Genomic DNA, 17,367 nt, shown 5'->3' on the forward strand with positions numbered 1-17,367 from the left:
TTTGACTTTGGCCTTTTAGGTCATTGAGAAATAAATAATTCATCTTCTGCAACTACATGTGGTGCTGTATTCTCTGTAGTTTCCACATATGATTTACCCATATTTATAAGCTGTTCATTAAAATCCTTACCTTGTGGCAAATGTCTTACTATCTTGTACCTATCCCTATATTTTTCTCTTATCTGCTGACATGCAAAATGCCCTGCTTCGTCATTGTCGAGGCAGAGCATTATTTTAGTTATATTAGGATTTTCTTTAAGATAATATTCAAGAGCTTTATCAGCGACACCTCCAAGAGAAATACAGTGGCTTTCAAAACCTTTAATATTATGCTTTTTAATCAATGTTAAATAGCTCATTAGATCAATAGGAGCTTCAAATACACATACTGTATCATTAGTTCCAAACCTACAAAACGGATAAGTTTTATCTGAATTCTTTACATCACATCTAAAGGATTTACCTGAAGTGTTGGTGCTTCTTACACTAGCATATTTAGGCTGTGCTTCATTATCATAGCCTACAAAAACACAGCTTCCATGTTTATTTTCATAAAGCTTATCCTTTTTCACAAATTCATAAACTATTTCTTTATCAATATTTCTAGTGTTTATTAGGTAAGCGAATATATGCTTAAAGGTGCTATTTTTTTCTGGTAAAATAAATTCTCCTTTTTCTTCTTCTATATTTTCAGCTCTAGGTGGTGCATACCTTACAACTTCATTATCTATATTAAGTAGCTTTTTTATCGCTTCTACCCAAGTTTTGCCCTCCATTTTCATAACAAATTGAATTGCTCCACCACCTTTATTTTGAGAAAACCAGTTCCACTTATGACCATTACCATGAATATATAAACCACCATAACCTTGAATTTTAAAGGATTTTGGAGTAACTTGTTTTACTGCATATCCTATGCTTTCGGCATAGCTTATAATATTTACACTATCTGCAAGAGCAATTTGTTCATCTGTAAATCTCAATTTTTCTCTTGTCATAAACCCTATCACTCCTATACCATGATTTATTCAAGCTCCAATTCCTCATCTTCAATATCCATAGAATAAACTATTTCTTCTTCCTTTGTAGCTTCTACAATTTCAAAAGGCTCATAATTTGCTCCTGCCTGTGCACTGCTTGGCATGTATCCCTTTTCTGCCATTGAAGTATATTTTGTATCTGCCACAATAATGTGATCATGTATTCTAATTTCTAGTGGATGAAATATATCTACAAGCCTTTGTGTCATGTTTTTATCTTCATTAGATGGCATTATTGAACCTCCTGGATGGTTATGGGCTATAAGCATTGATTTACAATCACAAGCTAAAGCCTGCTTTAATATTTCTCTTGGATAAACTACTGCTTGTGCTACTGTTCCCTCCGATACTACACTTGAATGAATAATGTTATTTCCTGAATCTAAAAAAGCAACCATGAACTTTTCTTTGTCTTTCTTACCACTAAGTAAGGGTACAAAGTAAGCTCCTGCTTGCTCTGGTGATGTTATCTTTATTTTATTTTCGCTTTCATGGGATTTTAACAAATTATACGAAGCTATAAATTCATTTAGTAATCCTATCTTTTGAAGCTGTTTTTCATTAGGCTCTATAATACGTGGATGCTCTAAAATATTAAATGGACTATTATCTTTTGCATATTCTTTAATTTTTTTCATAGGAATACCTGTTAATGTAGTTAGTCCTTTTAGAAAATTTTCTGTGTGTGGCATATTCTTCATTAAATAGCACCCCCATTCTTATCATTTTTAAGCATCTCTTTTTCATCATCTAAAGCTTCAATAATTTGCTCTAAGCTTTCAAGTTTTTCTAATACATCATAAGGTAAATCCATTAATTCAATATCATTTAGGAAATTATCTACCCCAAAGTTTTCAATGTATCCTGTAATTTTTTCTTCAGTATCAATATCCAGCTCAAGAAGCTGTCCAAGCAAAGAACTTATATATTTATACTCTGTTAGATTAATTCTCCTTTGTTTATTCATCTGTTTCACCTTTCCTTTACAATTTTTATATAGCTATTTCTTCATCTTCCCGCTCTACATCAATAGCAGCTTCATCATCTACTGAATTTAATGTATCTTCATCAACTAAAACCTCCTCATCCTTTTTATTCATATCAAGAAGCGTATTAAGTTCAAATTGCCTTGCAACTTTCACCTTTAACTCTTCTTCATACTGAAATGGTTTTTCATATTCTATCTTTGACTGCTGTAAGTTTCTTTGATATTCTTCAATTTTATCTTCAATGCTGCTTAACTTATTTTCAAGATTATTTAGTGCATTTTCAATCCTTATCATATTTCCATGTGGACTATCTCCAAGTTCTACAGTATATTTTGAATTTCCATGAAGTATAAGCTCTACTTTTTCATAAAATATATTTCTTCTTAGCATTAAATCAAAGCCTCTATAAGTACCGATATGAAGTTCTTCTCCTTTAGGAATTTTTGAAGATAAGGCTTCCATCATTGTCCCTGCCTTTTCTCTTTCATCAAATAATTTACCATTAATAGTAATAGCAAAATCATTAATCTTGTTCATATCACGCTTATTAATATCTTTAATAACACATTCAAGTTGCTGTTTTGCTTCATTTATAAGCTTTGGGTATTTAAAAGTAAAGTTATCTTGCATAGTGTATTTTTGATTATCATAGGCAGATTTTAATACTCTAAGCCTTGATACTTCATTATCAATATCCATCTTTTCTTTAATTAATGGATTACCTGTTGCAAGAGCTTTTACTTCTGCATAAGAAAGTACTGTTTCATCTACATCCTCACAGTTTCTTGCAACGGATTTTGAAGTCATTATTTGAGAAATAAATTTTTGCTTTTGCTCAACTATTTGCCATAGATAAGAATCAAAGGTGTTCTTAGTAACATACCTGTAAATATTAACTTCACTATTCATATTTCCTTGTCTTAAAATTCTTCCTTCACGTTGCTCTATATCACTTGGTCTATATGGACAATCTAAATGATGAAGTGCTATAAGTCTGTCTTGAATATTAGTTCCTGTTCCCATCTTAGGTGTACTTCCTATAATTACTCTTTTGTTTCCTGACCTCATATCAGAAAAAATTTGCTCACGTTGAATTTCATTTTTAGCATCATGGATAAAGCAAACTTCATCTTCTGGAACTCCTCTCCTCATAAGCTCTTGTTTTACATAATCATAAACAGAAAAACGCCCATCACTATTAGGCGTTCCTACATCACAAAAGACTATTTGAGTTCCTTTTATATCTTGTGATTTTGAGTATTCTTCATAAATATTTTCAATACATTGATTAACCTTAGATGCAGGATCATTTATAGCATTAATATCTAAAAGCCTTGGGTCTGTACCAAGTAATCTTGCTTCATTAGTTATCTTAAGCATATTATCACTAGATGGGTCTACCATACCATTCCTTATTCTCTCAGCCCTTTCTACAAACTCCATCATTACATCTTGGATAAATTCATTTGGCTCTGATGCTGCAAGTATATAATTATCATTCTTCAGTTTTGGTACTGGTAGCTGTAGCACATCTGACGTTTGCACATCTGCAATATTTTTAAATAATGTCATTAGTTCAGGTAAATTAGTAAATTTAGAAAATCTACTTCTAAATCTATAACCTGTTCCTTCTGGTGCAAGTTCAAGTGAGGATACAACTTCTCCAAAGCTTGCTGCCCATGCATCAAAATGATGAATACCACGTCTTTCTAACTCATGGTTTTGAAGATATCTTTGCATTACATACATCTCAGTCATGGAGTTTGAAATAGGAGTTCCTGTTGCAAAAATTACTCCTCTACCACCATTAACTTCATGGAGATATTGACATTTCATAAGCATATCACTTGCCTTTTTAGCTCTGGTATTAGAGATACCTGCAACATTACGCATTTTAGAAAACACTGCACAATTTTTATAATAATGTGCCTCATCTACAAACATACAATCGATACCTAGTTCTTCAAAATTAATAACATCATCTTTTTTAGAAGCATCTAATAATGATTTTAGCTCACTTTCAAGTCCTTTTTTAAATTTCTCCATTTGCTTTATAGACCAGTTTTCACCACGCTCCCTTTTAGTTTGTTCAATAGCATAAGTCATTTGCTCAATCTGATAATTTAGCATTCGCTCTTGTCTTTCCTTAGAGATTGGTATTTTTTCAAATTGACTATGACCAATAATAATTGCATCATAAGCTCCTGTAGCAATTCTACTTACAAACTTCCTTCTATTTTGTTTTTGAAAGTCCTTTTTAGTGGTTACAAGGATATTTGCAGAAGGATAAAGCCTTAAAAACTCTGCCCCCATTTGCTCTGTTAAATGATTAGGTACTACATATATACTCTTCTTTGCAAGTCCCAATCTTTTAAGTTCCATACCACTTGCTATCATTTCAAAACTCTTACCTGCACCAACACAGTGGGCAAGTAATGTACTTCCTCCATAAAGTATTCTTGCTATAGCATTTACTTGATGTTTTCTAAGCTTAATATCAGGATTCATTCCTGCAAAAGTTAGGTGTGAACCATCATATTCTCTTAATCTGATGTTATTAAAATTTTCATTATAAAACTCAACATATTTCTTTCTTCTATCTGGATCTCTAAATAACCAATTTTTAAATTCTTCCTTTAATTGATTTTGCTTTTCTCTTGCCAGCATTGTTTCCTTTTGATTTAAAACATATCTTATACTATCTCCATCTTCTATTCTATCTTTTACAGTAACTGTTCTAAGATTTAAGCTTTCTTCAATGATATAGTAAGCATTTATTCTCTTTGTTCCAAAGGTTTCTGTTGCTGCTATAGAGTTTCCATCTGCACCTTTGTTTTCTATACTCCAAGAAGCATTATAATTATTATAATGGACTTTTATTTCATTGTTTGAGTATCGTGAATTTGAATTTTGAAAGTATCTTGGTGTTCCTAAAGTTTCATAAATAAATTTCTCCATATCACCTTCTTCAATCCAAGTAGTACCAAGCCTAATATCAATTTCACTTGCTTCAAGTTCTTTAGGCTGCACTTGCTCTAATGCTATTACATTTCCTGTAAATAAAGCTGCATTGGTTTCTGCATATACTTTAGCAATTCTAAGCTTTTGCCTTACATTTCCGCTTAAATATTCATCTTGTGGTTCCCATCCTTTTAAAATATCATCTTTATCATAATGTTCAGGGTTTAAAAAGATTTGTCCTTTTAGCTCTTCTATAATATTTTCTGGTGAACTATCATAAAGCTCTAACATTAAAGATAAGTCCACCTTACCTTTTTCATTTAGGCTTACAGTTAATGCTTCAATAGCTGTATCAACTTCTGTAATTTTCTCTAGTGGTCTAATTGTCTGCTTTGTAAACATATCAGCCTTAGTAACTTTATTAGCTTCATCAACAACTTCTAATGAGCATAAAAGGGGATAATCATTGTCATCTCTGAATGCTGTGTTATTAGCTCTTGAAGTAATATATCCATACTTCTTAACAAAGCTATCATACCTACTATTTAGAACGGCTTGTTTTTCCTTTAATTCTGTTTCAGTACATCCATTGGTTTGAATATCAATGATTTCCCTTGTAATCTCTCTAACACTATGAAGCCCTTTAATTCGTTCTAAGGTTTTACCTGTTTCATCAATTCTTCTCATAGAAGCATTTTCACGATAATATAAATTTTCTCCAACAAAAGTGTATGTGTAATTTCTTACATTAGGGTCCGCTGGTATTTCATCTTCTGAATTAATATATTCTCTTTCATAACTACCTATATCAGCATTTAAGTTTTCAATAGCTTTATTCAACGCTTCTTTAAGGTCAAAGTTTTCATCATCATTAACTAATGCTGTGTATTTACTGCCCTCACCATACATTCTTTGGTCAAAAATCATTTTACCTAGAAGCATATCTGGATTATCAATAAAATACTCATTTACAGGAATTTTATCTTCTGTTAATCCTATATGAAGCCAATTAGGTTCATTTACAGACACTCTTTCACGTTTCTGTAAGAATATAATATCTGTTGTAACATCAGTATTTGCATTAGCTTTAAAAGCTGTATTGGGAAGCCTTATTGCTCCTATTAAATCAGCTCTTTCAGCAAGATATTTTCTTACTGAACTGTTTTCTTTATCAAGAGTTCCTTTACTTGTAACAAAAGCAACTACTCCTCCTGGTCTTACTTTATCTAAGGCCTTTGCAAAGAAATAATCATGAATTAAAAAGTTGTGCTTATCATAATTAGGATCATGTAGTTTGTAATCTCCAAAAGGAACATTACCAATAGCTACATCAAAGAAGTTATCTGGATAATTACTTTCTTCAAAACCTTGTATTTTAATATTTGCCTTTTGATATAACTGCTTTGATATTCTTCCTGAAATATCATCAAGCTCTACTCCATAAAGCTTTGAGCCTTCCATACTTTCTGGTAAGGTTGAAAAGAAATTTCCCACTCCCATAGCTGGCTCTAATATATTGCCTAACTTAAATCCAAATTTCTCAATAGCTTTATACATAGCTTCAATAACTATTGGTGAAGTATAGTGAGCATTAGGTGTAGATGCCCTAGCTGATGAATATTCTTCAGGTGTTAATAAAGATTTCAGCTCTGCATATTCGTTATTCCATCCACCTGAATTTATATCAAAGGCTTGCGGCATTCCACCCCATCCAACATACTTTGCTAGTATCTTTTGTTCTTCTGCTGTTGCAAATCTATTTTCTTCTTCAATAACCTTTAAAGTTTTAATAGCTTCAACATTATTTCTAAACTTTGTCTTAAGTCCACCAACTCCAATTTCATCTTCTGGACTATATTTATAATTTATAGGCTTATGTTTTTCTATAGCTATCTTTTCTTCATTTGTTTTAATTTCTTTCAAAACAGTATCTTCTTCATTACTTTTATCTTTTTTATTTTCTGGCATTAAAAAAGAGCCACCATTAAGTGACTCAATAAAGTTCGTTTGTATTTTATTGTCTATCTGATTTGATACACTATCTCCAATAGAACTATTTCTTCTGCTGTCTGTTTCACTTGTTCCCTGTACTTGAAGCTCTCCATGGTGTTCTTTGGATTTTTTATTGGATTTGTCTTCAATATCTGTTCCATTATTAACTCCAGTTTCCCATAGGCTTCCTTGTTCACCTTGTGCATTGTCGGCATCAGTTCCCCCTTTGCCAAAAGTAAGCTGTATCTGTTCGGATGATTTTCCTTCAGATAATTCAGTGCCATCTGTCCATACTTCCCTAATGGCTTCTCGTCTGCTTCCTTGTCCTTGGATATTTGAATCTCTGGATAAAATATCCCCTCTACTTCCTTGTAATTCATTGCTAATGCTTCTTTCATTATTTCTCTCACTCCTTTTTTCTCTAATAATTAGATTTACTTCACTTTCAATTTCTCTTAGAATTTCTTGGGATATACTACATACTGCATTGCCTAAACGGAAAGTAAGTGGCAATGTATTAAAATGTGTAATCAATCTAAAACTGTTATCATCATTGTAAATAGGAGAGTCTATACCACATCTTTTAGCTACCATATAATGACTACTTTCAATAATAGTTTGAGCAAAACAACTTATAAGCCCTTCCATAGGTAAATCTTGAAGCCATGTATTTTGGGTATCATTTTCAAAATCTGCAAAGCTATTTTCAAGACTTGCATTAACCTTCATTTCAACCAATTCTCCAATTAAACCCTCTAAATCATTATGTGAAAAATCGTATTTTTTATTAAGCTTGTCTATAAGCGAAGGAGTAATGTTATTATTTAAACTCCACAACTTAGGAATTGTATGTGGCTCACCATTAGTATCTTTAACATCAAATAAGTACTCAAGCTTTAAACTTGGCTTAGAAGTATCAAAAACTGCAATACTTCTTGTTCCTCTATTGATATACCTTCCTATCTTTCTATTCCAAATTTCCATGTTAGCAACCATTGTTGCATCAGGTCTTTGAGCATAAATTAAAATAGCATTATCAAAATTGTATTTATAAATCCTTGCTGCAAAGGTTAAAAAGTCTTTCCACTCCTTTTTACTTTCTGTAACAACATCAGTTATCTTTTCATAAATTTCTTTTACCTCTTTATATCTACTCATTCAAAACCTCCTTCCCTTGTGACTTGAAATATAATTCCAAAGCTTTTTCAATAACATCTTCAATTTCAGGTTGCTTAGTTTCAGGTGCAAAGAATTTATTGATAAGCTTAGGTTTCAATTTAATAGGTGATGGCTTATTTGCCTTTTGCTTCTTATTTAATTCTCCTGAAAGAATTGCATAAGCTGTTTCTTCATCTAACTTTTTACTCTCTGAATAAGTCCTAAGTACTTCTGCTTTTTTCATGTCCACCTTAAAGTTATGTTCTGAAAGAATAAGTTCTACAGTATATTGTTCTTCCTCGGTTAGATATGAAAGGGTTACTGAAGCTGTAAAAGGTATTTCTTCTATATCTAATCTATCTTTTAATTCCTTTATAAGATTGCATATTCTTAAATACCTTGATACTGATCTCCCTGAAAGATTATAAGTTTTTCCTGTTTCATCTGCACTTGTCAACTTCTCGCCAACTTGTCGAGAAGTTTCTTCATCTTTGATTTCATCAGCCTTTAGCAAAGTTTCTATCTCTTTTAAAATGTCTGTTCTTTTACCTTGAGAAGCTAATGATTTATGGTGCTGTTCTAATGCAGTTGCTCTCTCTGAGTGAAGCATATCACTAAAAGAACGTTGCATAAGATTTGTTTCAGTTACAATAAGCATTGCTTCTTCATCTTCAAGGTTTTCTTTAATTATTACTGGTACTTTTAATAATCCTGCTGTTTTAGCAGCATTTACTCTGTTATGACCAGATAAAATTTCAAACTCTTCACCTTTAGGTCTTACAATAACAGGAACAATAACTCCAAGTTCCCTAATGCTTCTAACCATATTTTCAAAGCGTTCACCATCATATAATTTAAAAGGATGATTTGCAAAAGATAGAAGCTTTGATATATCAATTTCAGTTTGATTAGTAGCTTCTTTTTCCTCTGTATTTTCTCCAAACATATCTGCTAAACTCATTAACTTCTTCTCACTCATATTGCCACAACCTCCTTTGCAAACTCCCCATATGCTATGGACACTTTATTCTTAGGATCATATTCTATGGTGCTTTTACTTCTCATATTAGCTTCTCCAACCTTTACTGATGTTGGTATCTTGCTATTGAATATATTAATACTACTTCCATATGCTTCTTGAATAATTGATAGTACTTCCTTTGATAGCTTCATTCTCTCTGCATACATTGTAAGAAGAATTCCATCAACTTGTATTTTAGGATTAATCCTCTTTTTAACTCTTATAATATTTCTTAATACCAACTCCAAACCTTTAGCAGAAAGATATTGAGGAGTAACAGGTATAATAACACTATCACAAGCTGCAAGAGCATTAATTGTTAGCATTCCAAGTGATGGTGAACAGTCAATAATAACATAGTCATAATCTCCTTTAATTTCATCAACAATGGACTTTAAAACAAGTTCTCTACTCATAACATTAACAAGTGCTATTTCTATTGCAGACAACTCTAAATTACAAGGAATAAGTTCTATGTTTCCCGTTGAAAGAATATATCCATCTTTTTTAGGTAGATTTTTCTCTTCAATAGCCAGTGCCATTAAATTATATATTGTAGTATTAATGCTATCAGTGTTATCATATCCAAAGCACACAGTTAAACTGCTCTGAGGGTCAAAGTCTATAAGTAAAACTTTCTTTCCCTTTTCAGATAAAGCATATCCTAAATTTAAAGCTGTTACCGTTTTAGCTACTCCCCCTTTTTGATTAACGATTGCTATTACTTTACTCATATTTTTAGCCTCCACCTTCCCAAATTTAATTTTGTTGTTCTTATGGTTCACATTTTATAATTTAATAATACACTTTAAAGTGTGTTATTGCAAGTAATATTAAATTATTTAGTTTGATTTAGTTTGATTTTATTTGTATTTATTGATAAATCACATTAAAAAGTGTATATTATTGTTATTAAGGATGGTGAAACTTTATGGCTTTAACAATGGGCGAAAAAATTCGCATTTTAATAAAACGCAAAAAAATTACTATATCGGAGCTTGCAAATTTAATTGGAACTACTAATCAAAACTTATCCAACAAACTTACTCGTGATAATTTTTCAGAAAAAGAGCTCCAGCAAATTGCTGAAGTTCTTGGATGTAAATTTGAAGGATTTTTTGTTTTTGAGGATGGGGATAAAATCTAACTCCTACTTTCTTATTTTTAAAACACAAAAGGCTATGAAAGTAAATTATATAATCTTTCATAGCCTTTTTTATTATTTTTTATATTTTATTTTTTCCATCGTCTTAATACATCATCTATTGTAACTTCACAAATAGTATGGTTATCTATTTCTCTCCAATTTTCTTTCCAAACATCATGAACTTTTACATTCTCTGACTTAGGTTCCGGACTAGGCATGTCCATTCTAATAATTGCTGGAATTGGTGATGCATCCCCAACTACCAAACACTCTCCTGGAGACAAGGTTGGCAGAACATCAGCAACAGAACTCGCATTGTTTGGCAACAAATTTTTTATATAGCTCTGATCTGCCATATTTGTAAGTTTTAAAGATATAAAATTATTGCATTGTGCGAATATTGTATCAGACACTTCACTAGGTCGTTGACTAACTACCATTAAACTCAATCCATATTTTCTTCCTTCTTTAGCAATTCTCTCTATCGACTTTTTCGAAGCATTGTAATCTGCTCCACCATTTTTGGGTATATAATTATGTGCCTCCTCACAGACAATCATAAACGGAACATCATTTGTTTTATTTTTATCATGCATTAATTTAGAATAATGAAAAGCAAAATCAAAAGTTATTCTTGAAATCAAACTAATTGTAATTGATAAAACTTCGAATGGTATTCCACTTAAATCAATAATACTCACATTAGCTCTATTTAAGTAACCTAAAAATTGTTTCAGTATTTCACTAAAGTCTTCTGATTTATATTCACTACCATCTTCTTTTAAAGGTTTCATTAAAAACTCTAAGCGTTTATCATTAATTTTATTGTCCAATCTTGCAATAAATCTGTTGAATTCTCCATTAAAAGCTCCATTACTCGCTTTATCTGCTTTAGAGGTAGAATTAGGAACAAAGGAATATTTTTCCAAGAAGTATTCTTTCCTGTCTTTTATGAGTCTAGTACTATCATTTTCAATAACTTTAGGCAATTGCTCTTGCCCCTCTATTTTATTTATTACCTCTTCATTCATATTACAAATATAATTATAAACTTCGTTTATATTAAAATATACAGGTGTATCATATGTTACTTTTGTCAAATTCTGATTGTGAATTTCTTTATTTAATATTACTGCTTTACGAAATTGTGAAATTTGGTTATGAGAATTCGCCTCATTGCTTTCAATAAAAAGTGCTTCTAATTCTTCACAATTCATTAACCAGTATGGTAATTTTAATTTCTCCACATCTAAATGATTTAGAGAAAATTTTTCCTCTGCTGCTACTGTAAAAGCAGACTTATACTCTGAATGGATATCAAATATTATTATATGTGAATTTTTAATATTTTCTCTATTTTTATTTTTTTTCTCCTTTACTCCTACTGCTTCTTGAAGAATTTTAGCAACTGCACATGATTTTCCCGAGCCAGTTGAACCAACAATAGCTACATGTTTACTAAAAAAATTATTTCCATTTATAAATAAATTTACAGATTCATCCTGAACTAATCTTCCAAGTTTAAAAGAATATTTTTCATTTTGTAAAAAAATATTTTTAAGTGACTCTTTATCAGCAATATACGCATTTTCAGTTGGTGACGGAAGAACTGAGCTTCCAGGTATAAATATATTTTCACAAATTGATCCGATAGGTTCCGTTGCTAATAAATATTTTTCACTATCACCATCACTAACAGCTCTAATATTTTTAATACTTGCAATCAGATAATCATGATTACCTACAGATATCTTCAAGTGCTTTCCTATTTTTAAATTAACTTTGTTAGATTCAAATTTTTCAAAGTCCATTCTTATTATTATCGATGATGCAGAACTTTCGTAAACGACTCCAATTGGTTCCATATTATTTTACCTCACTCTCTAATTTAAGAAGATATTTCAATTCTGATAAAGACTTTACATCTAATATTTCTAAGTTAACATCTTTCAAGTCTAAATTGGAAGGAATATCGCTACCAATAACAAAAAGATCATCTGGCTTATTATTATTTATAGCACTATAAACATCTTCCATTCCATTACTTATTCTTAATTTAAATTGCATCCAATTTTCAGAAACTTTTGTCTCAGGTTCTTTTACAAAAGCATCTTTAAAAAATAAGTTCCCCTTATAACCATTCTCTGCAATAACATCCTTAGCGTATAGTCTAGAAACTAAATCATCAACTTTATTTTTAGTATAATTATGAATACAAAAAGTTGCAGGTCTATGTAATTTTACTTTTTTACAGTACATATTTGTATAATCTTTCAAGAATATAACAATATTATCATCAAAATTTTCAATGCCCTTATCATCTATTATAAAACACCTTTTTCGATAATTCTCATTAAGATTAAAGCTTAATTGCTTTCTACGTGTTTTTAACAAATTTTTATAATCTGTTAATTCTTTTGTCCATCTTGTTATTGCAGTTTTTTTAGTTTTCTTCAAGTTCTCTATAAGCCACTGCTTATTTATAATACGATTTTCATCTACTCTTATAGTACTAATCTCTGCAATCTTTTGAATAGCATTAGGATAAAATATATCCTTTACATCATCAGGTGAAAACTGCTCATTTATTAAGAGTTGTTTTACTTCATCCTCTACTTTTTGATATGATTTACCAATCTCAAATTTGAATTTTGAAGCAAGAAATAAATCTAAATCACAACTTACTTCTATCGAGTTTTTATCATAATACTCTTTAATCTTTTTTTTATCATCTATTGTTTTATTTGTTTTCTCAATTAATGTTTTTATTTCTTGATCTGCACATGGTTTAATAAACGCAATGTAGTTACATATATAATCTAAATTATTTGTATTCAACATTTCTACCAAATTTTCTTTGGTTAAATTATAAATACCTTCACTTAATGAAGGAAAAAAAGCATAGAGTATGTACTTTATTTTTGAATCTGGTTTCAAAGAATAGTTTTTTAGCATTTGCAACACTGGTTTATAAATGGCCGATAGCTTAAATTTTTCTTGTGATTCATGGTATTTACATTGAATTGCAGTAATATCTTCATTTGATAATATATCAATATCTTCAATTATTCCTTCTACTTGAATTTCTTTATCACTTGGTAATTCAAGTAAATTCTTTAATGTAAGATTAAATTGATATAAAAAACCTTTTATCGTTGAATCCGCTACTCTAGACAAATTATCGCCTCCAAATTGAGTCTGATTAATATAATAATCACAATTTATATATTGATTATTAACAATAGTTACCTTTTTATGAAAACTAAATCATATAAATTTATCTAGGTATATAATTCTACAAAAAACCATTTTTTCCTGCTATACAACAAATAATATTCAATATAAATATACATTATTGCATTTAACTACATTAAATCACATCACTATACTTCAAAAATAAAAGACCATGAAGTTACTAAAAGCTCCTTCATAGTCCTTTTCTATTTCATATTAAATTAGTACTAACATATCTCCTCACACCCTATTAAATACCAACTCTTACCTTAACACCTTTTATGACCTCTTTATTTCTAAAATCATCACCTTTTGTGTTAAAGTTAAAAAAGCTCGTAAAGTGCATGAATTCAAGGATTATAAGGTATCTTTGCGACGTATTCCTACTACCGTCTCCACGTGTGGGGTATGTGGGAACATATCCATCAGTTTAACCTTCTCCACCTTATATCCATGCTCCACTAAAACTGCTAAATCCACCGCTAAAGATTTAGGGTTGCAGGATACGTAGATTATTTCTGGTGCATTAAATCTTATTACATAGTCTAACGCTACAGGATGAACTCCTGGTCTTGGTGGATCTAGGATTATGATATCTGGTTTTATTTTTACATCTTTAATAACTTGAGCTACATCTCCTGCGATGAACTCACAGTTATTTAAATTGTTTAGTTTTGCATTTTCTTTTGCAGCTTCTACTGCTTCTTCAATCAATTCTATACCTAGAACTTTTTTAGCCTTTGGAGCCACTATTTGTCCTATGGTACCAGTTCCACAGTAAAGGTCAAATACTACCTTTGATTCAGAGTCTCCCATGAAGTCCCTTACCATTGAGTAAAGAGCTTCTGCTCCTTTAGTGTTAGTTTGGAAAAATGCAAAAGGATTTATTTTAAAATTAAGACCTAAAAGATTTTCAATTATATATTCTCTTCCATACAAAATATTTATTTTATCTGCTTGAACCACATCAGAGAAGGAGTCATTTACAGTATGGATAATTCCTGTGATTTCTCCCTTAAGATTTAAGGCTATCAGCTTATTTGTAAACTCAACAAAATCATATTGTATTTGAGAAGTTGTTACGATATTTACTAGTACTTCTCCTGTATTACTGGCTTTTCTAATTACAAGATTTCTTAAGAATCCTTCTCTCTTCATTATTTTATAGTAAGGAAGTTCCTCTTGTCTAAAGTGTTCTAGAGTTGTGCTTAGAATAGCTCTAAAGTCTTCATCTACAATTTGGCATTTATCTACAGTTACAATGGCAAAGCTTTTATTTTTAGCATGCATTCCTAAGGTAAGTTCTCCACCTTTTTCAAAGTCTCCAAAGGTAAATTCCATCTTATTTCTGTATTCATATTCTTCTGGGCTGCTTTCAATTCCTAAGAACTCAAAGTCCTTAATATTTTTATCCTTTAATAAATCTAGCACCTGCTGCTCTTTAAATTCAAGTTGTTTTTCCAAGGATAAATGTCCATGACTGCAGCCACCGCACATTCCAAAGTTTTCACACTTTGGATCAACTTTATAATCTATATCTTCTAAGACCTCAGTAAGTTTTGCTTCTATCCCATTGCTATTTTTCTTTGAGACTCTTGCTCTTACCTTTTGACCAGGAAGAGTACCTTTTATTGCCACCTTTTCTCCTTCATAATATGCTATACCTTTTCCTGGAAACTCAGTTCCTTCTATATTAAATTCATATTCTTTTCTCTTTCTCACGCTATCTACTCCTATGTATTTATTATTTTTAAAATCCGTAATTTTCTCTGGTTTCTTCTTGAAAATTACTATGTTTTGTTTTAATATTCTTTTCTTTTTAAGAATGATTATATGATACATGTACTTACTATTCATGAGACTTTTGTTTAGTCATAATTAAATAGTAGTGAAATCAAAATCTTGAAATATAAAAAACTTTGAGCTATCCTTAAAACATTGAGTGCACTTAATATTTATTGTAAAGAAATAACTTGATCACTTTAAATTACTCACTCCCATAAGGCTCTTTATCATTTTCTAACACTCTAAAAATCATAGTAATTATGTGCAACACTTTCTTCTTAGATACGTTCATAATTCACAAATTTATTTGCTTATGAAACTTTATGAATTACTCTTGAGATAATATTGCTTAATGAAAAAACATATTGGCTTTACTACTTTTATTATTTTTCCAACATTATATAGTATATATGTGATTTCTCTAAAAATAAAGGGAATTTTATTATATTTCATAGGTAGGAAGTTTAACCTACCTCTCATTCATTTATTAAGCAAGCTTTAATCACGTAATAAAGTTAACGGATCTTACTTTATAAAAGCATCTATTAAAAGATAATTTAATGTATGTCTATGTTGAAATCATAGTAACTTTTCTTACATACCCGGCTTTTATATAGGTTTTACTACCAATACTTTTTCAAGAATAAGCATTAAATTATTAGCTTATTTATAGCATAATAAACAAGAGCTTATATAAAACTTATTTTCTATATAAGCCACAGTTGTAAAGCCTATATAAAAACTATTGAAATGTGCATATATGAATAATTTTACAGTTTCTTTACTCTAGTCTGGTATTTTCATTGATTTACTATGAATTATTCAACAAAATTTTAATATATTAAAATTTTTATAATTATTACTTCTAATATGCACTGTTTAATTATATAATATATGTGGACATCGTGTTTTATTATGCTTAATCATGTCAAATTAAGGAGTGTTAAAAAATGTTCGAGATGATTTTATTATGTATAGCTGGGTTTTTAGCGTCTTTTATAGACTCCATTGCTGGGGGTGGTGGTTTAATTAGTGTTCCAGCCTTTATGCTTGCAGGCTTAAGTCCACATATGGTTTTAGGAACAAATAAGTTTGCTGCAGCTACTGGTTCTTTTACAAGCTCTTTAAAGTTTGCAAAATCAGGTTTATGTAATTTTAAGCTATTAAAAATATTAATTCCTTTTACTTTAGTTGGTTCCATCCTTGGAGTGAGAACAGTAATGCTAATAGACCAAAAGTTCTTACAACCATTGGTTCTTGTGTTAGTACTTTGTATAGGGATATATACTTTATTCTCTAAATCAATAGGCCAAGAGGATAATTTTAAGGGGCTTACTAAAAAGAATATTACTATAGGAATCATTCTCGCTTTTTCACTAGGTTTTTACGATGGTTTCTTTGGTCCAGGTACTGGTTCTTTCTTAGTATTTGGAATGATTAATATCTTTGGCTTTAACTTTTTGAATGCTTCAGCAAATGCTAGATTTTTAAATTTTGTAAGTAACATAACAGCTTTAGTTACTTTTGCTTTCAGTGGTTCAATTAACTACAGAATTGGAGCAATGGTTGCAGTGTTTATGATTATTGGAGCTAGAGCTGGTACAAAGCTTGCAATTAATAAAGGTTCAAAGATTATTAAACCTATATTTGTAACCATGTCTCTTGCAGTAGCTTTAAAAATGCTATTAACTTTATTTTAAATTCAAAGAGCATTTACCTTCAAAAGTAAATGCTCTTTTCATTTTGGAGTATTTTTTTCTATAAAACTTTTTTTAATTGCTCTATTTTATACTCTTTTATTAGCTTGTTTTTAGCTTCATCAATAACAATTAGTTTAACCTTATCTTCTTCAACCTTTAATACTTTGCCCTTTTGTTTAGTGCCAATAACATTAACTGGAGATCCTTGAACTATTTCTTTTAAGTAGTTTCCATTGCAATAACAACATCTTTCATTGTTACTCACTATCCTTTTGCAATCTACGCAATAATATATTTTGTTCATATTAACGCCCCCCCCCAAATAAATGGATTTTTTAGA

The 17,367-nt window shown here is 30.4% G+C and carries 12 protein-coding genes; 2 read left to right on the plus strand and 10 right to left on the minus strand.

Annotated elements, in window-relative coordinates; genetic code table 11:
• Positions 1–20 precede the first annotated feature (20 nt).
• Genes J2Z44_RS11600 through J2Z44_RS11625 form a run of 6 tightly spaced genes read right to left on the minus strand, consistent with a single transcriptional unit; the run spans position 21 to position 9,895 of the window.
• Positions 21–998: a DUF3991 and toprim domain-containing protein gene (locus tag J2Z44_RS11600; protein WP_021284935.1), complete on the minus strand. Its 978-nt coding sequence runs from the start codon at positions 996–998 to the stop codon at positions 21–23.
• A gap of 26 nt (positions 999–1,024) precedes the next feature.
• On the minus strand, positions 1,025–1,741 hold the full coding sequence (locus J2Z44_RS11605) for a JAB domain-containing protein (protein WP_021284936.1): 717 nt from the start codon (positions 1,739–1,741) through the stop codon (positions 1,025–1,027).
• Positions 1,741–2,007 carry a hypothetical protein gene (locus J2Z44_RS11610; RefSeq protein ID WP_021284937.1) on the minus strand — a complete coding sequence of 89 codons (267 nt, stop codon included), beginning with the start codon at positions 2,005–2,007 and terminating at the stop codon, positions 1,741–1,743. The genes J2Z44_RS11605 and J2Z44_RS11610 overlap by 1 nt, the downstream gene beginning before the upstream one ends.
• 25 nt (positions 2,008–2,032) lie before the next feature.
• On the minus strand, positions 2,033–8,140 hold the full coding sequence (locus J2Z44_RS11615) for a helicase-related protein (protein WP_021284938.1): 6,108 nt from the start codon (positions 8,138–8,140) through the stop codon (positions 2,033–2,035).
• Positions 8,133–9,119, minus strand: coding sequence for a ParB N-terminal domain-containing protein (locus J2Z44_RS11620; RefSeq protein ID WP_021284939.1), 987 nt, complete (start codon positions 9,117–9,119; stop codon positions 8,133–8,135). The genes J2Z44_RS11615 and J2Z44_RS11620 overlap by 8 nt, the downstream gene beginning before the upstream one ends.
• A complete protein-coding gene (locus tag J2Z44_RS11625; RefSeq protein ID WP_021284940.1) occupies positions 9,116–9,895 on the minus strand; it encodes a ParA family protein in 780 nt (259 codons plus the stop codon). Before J2Z44_RS11625 ends, J2Z44_RS11620 begins: the two co-directional genes overlap by 4 nt.
• A 197-nt stretch (positions 9,896–10,092) precedes the next feature.
• Between J2Z44_RS11625 and J2Z44_RS11630 the strand changes: the two genes are divergently transcribed.
• Positions 10,093–10,308: a helix-turn-helix transcriptional regulator gene (locus J2Z44_RS11630; protein ID WP_021284941.1), complete on the plus strand. Its 216-nt coding sequence runs from the start codon at positions 10,093–10,095 to the stop codon at positions 10,306–10,308.
• Between the two features lie 86 nt (positions 10,309–10,394).
• On the opposite strand, the gene J2Z44_RS11635 is transcribed toward J2Z44_RS11630, so the two are convergent.
• The 3 genes from J2Z44_RS11635 to rlmD all read right to left on the minus strand — a co-directional run bounded on the left by J2Z44_RS11635 (position 10,395) and on the right by rlmD (position 15,264).
• Positions 10,395–12,173, minus strand: a complete 1,779-nt coding sequence (locus J2Z44_RS11635; RefSeq protein WP_209649586.1) for an ATP-binding protein — start codon at positions 12,171–12,173, stop codon at positions 10,395–10,397.
• 1 nt (position 12,174) lies between these two features.
• On the minus strand, positions 12,175–13,485 hold the full coding sequence (locus J2Z44_RS11640) for a hypothetical protein (RefSeq protein ID WP_021284944.1): 1,311 nt from the start codon (positions 13,483–13,485) through the stop codon (positions 12,175–12,177).
• A gap of 414 nt (positions 13,486–13,899) precedes the next feature.
• A complete protein-coding gene (gene rlmD / locus J2Z44_RS11645; RefSeq protein WP_021284945.1) occupies positions 13,900–15,264 on the minus strand; it encodes a 23S rRNA (uracil(1939)-C(5))-methyltransferase RlmD in 1,365 nt (454 codons plus the stop codon).
• A 1,013-nt stretch (positions 15,265–16,277) separates the two neighbouring features.
• On the opposite strand from rlmD, the gene J2Z44_RS11650 reads away from it, so the two are divergent.
• Positions 16,278–17,027, plus strand: coding sequence for a TSUP family transporter (locus J2Z44_RS11650; protein ID WP_021284946.1), 750 nt, complete (start codon positions 16,278–16,280; stop codon positions 17,025–17,027).
• A gap of 58 nt (positions 17,028–17,085) precedes the next feature.
• Here J2Z44_RS11650 and J2Z44_RS11655 read toward each other — a convergent pair whose 3' ends face one another.
• Positions 17,086–17,331 carry a hypothetical protein gene (locus J2Z44_RS11655; RefSeq protein WP_209649587.1) on the minus strand — a complete coding sequence of 82 codons (246 nt, stop codon included), beginning with the start codon at positions 17,329–17,331 and terminating at the stop codon, positions 17,086–17,088.
• Between the last annotated feature and the right edge of the window lie 36 nt (positions 17,332–17,367).

This window comes from Clostridium punense, assembly GCF_017874425.1.
Classification (GTDB): domain Bacteria; phylum Bacillota; class Clostridia; order Clostridiales; family Clostridiaceae; genus Clostridium_J; species Clostridium_J punense.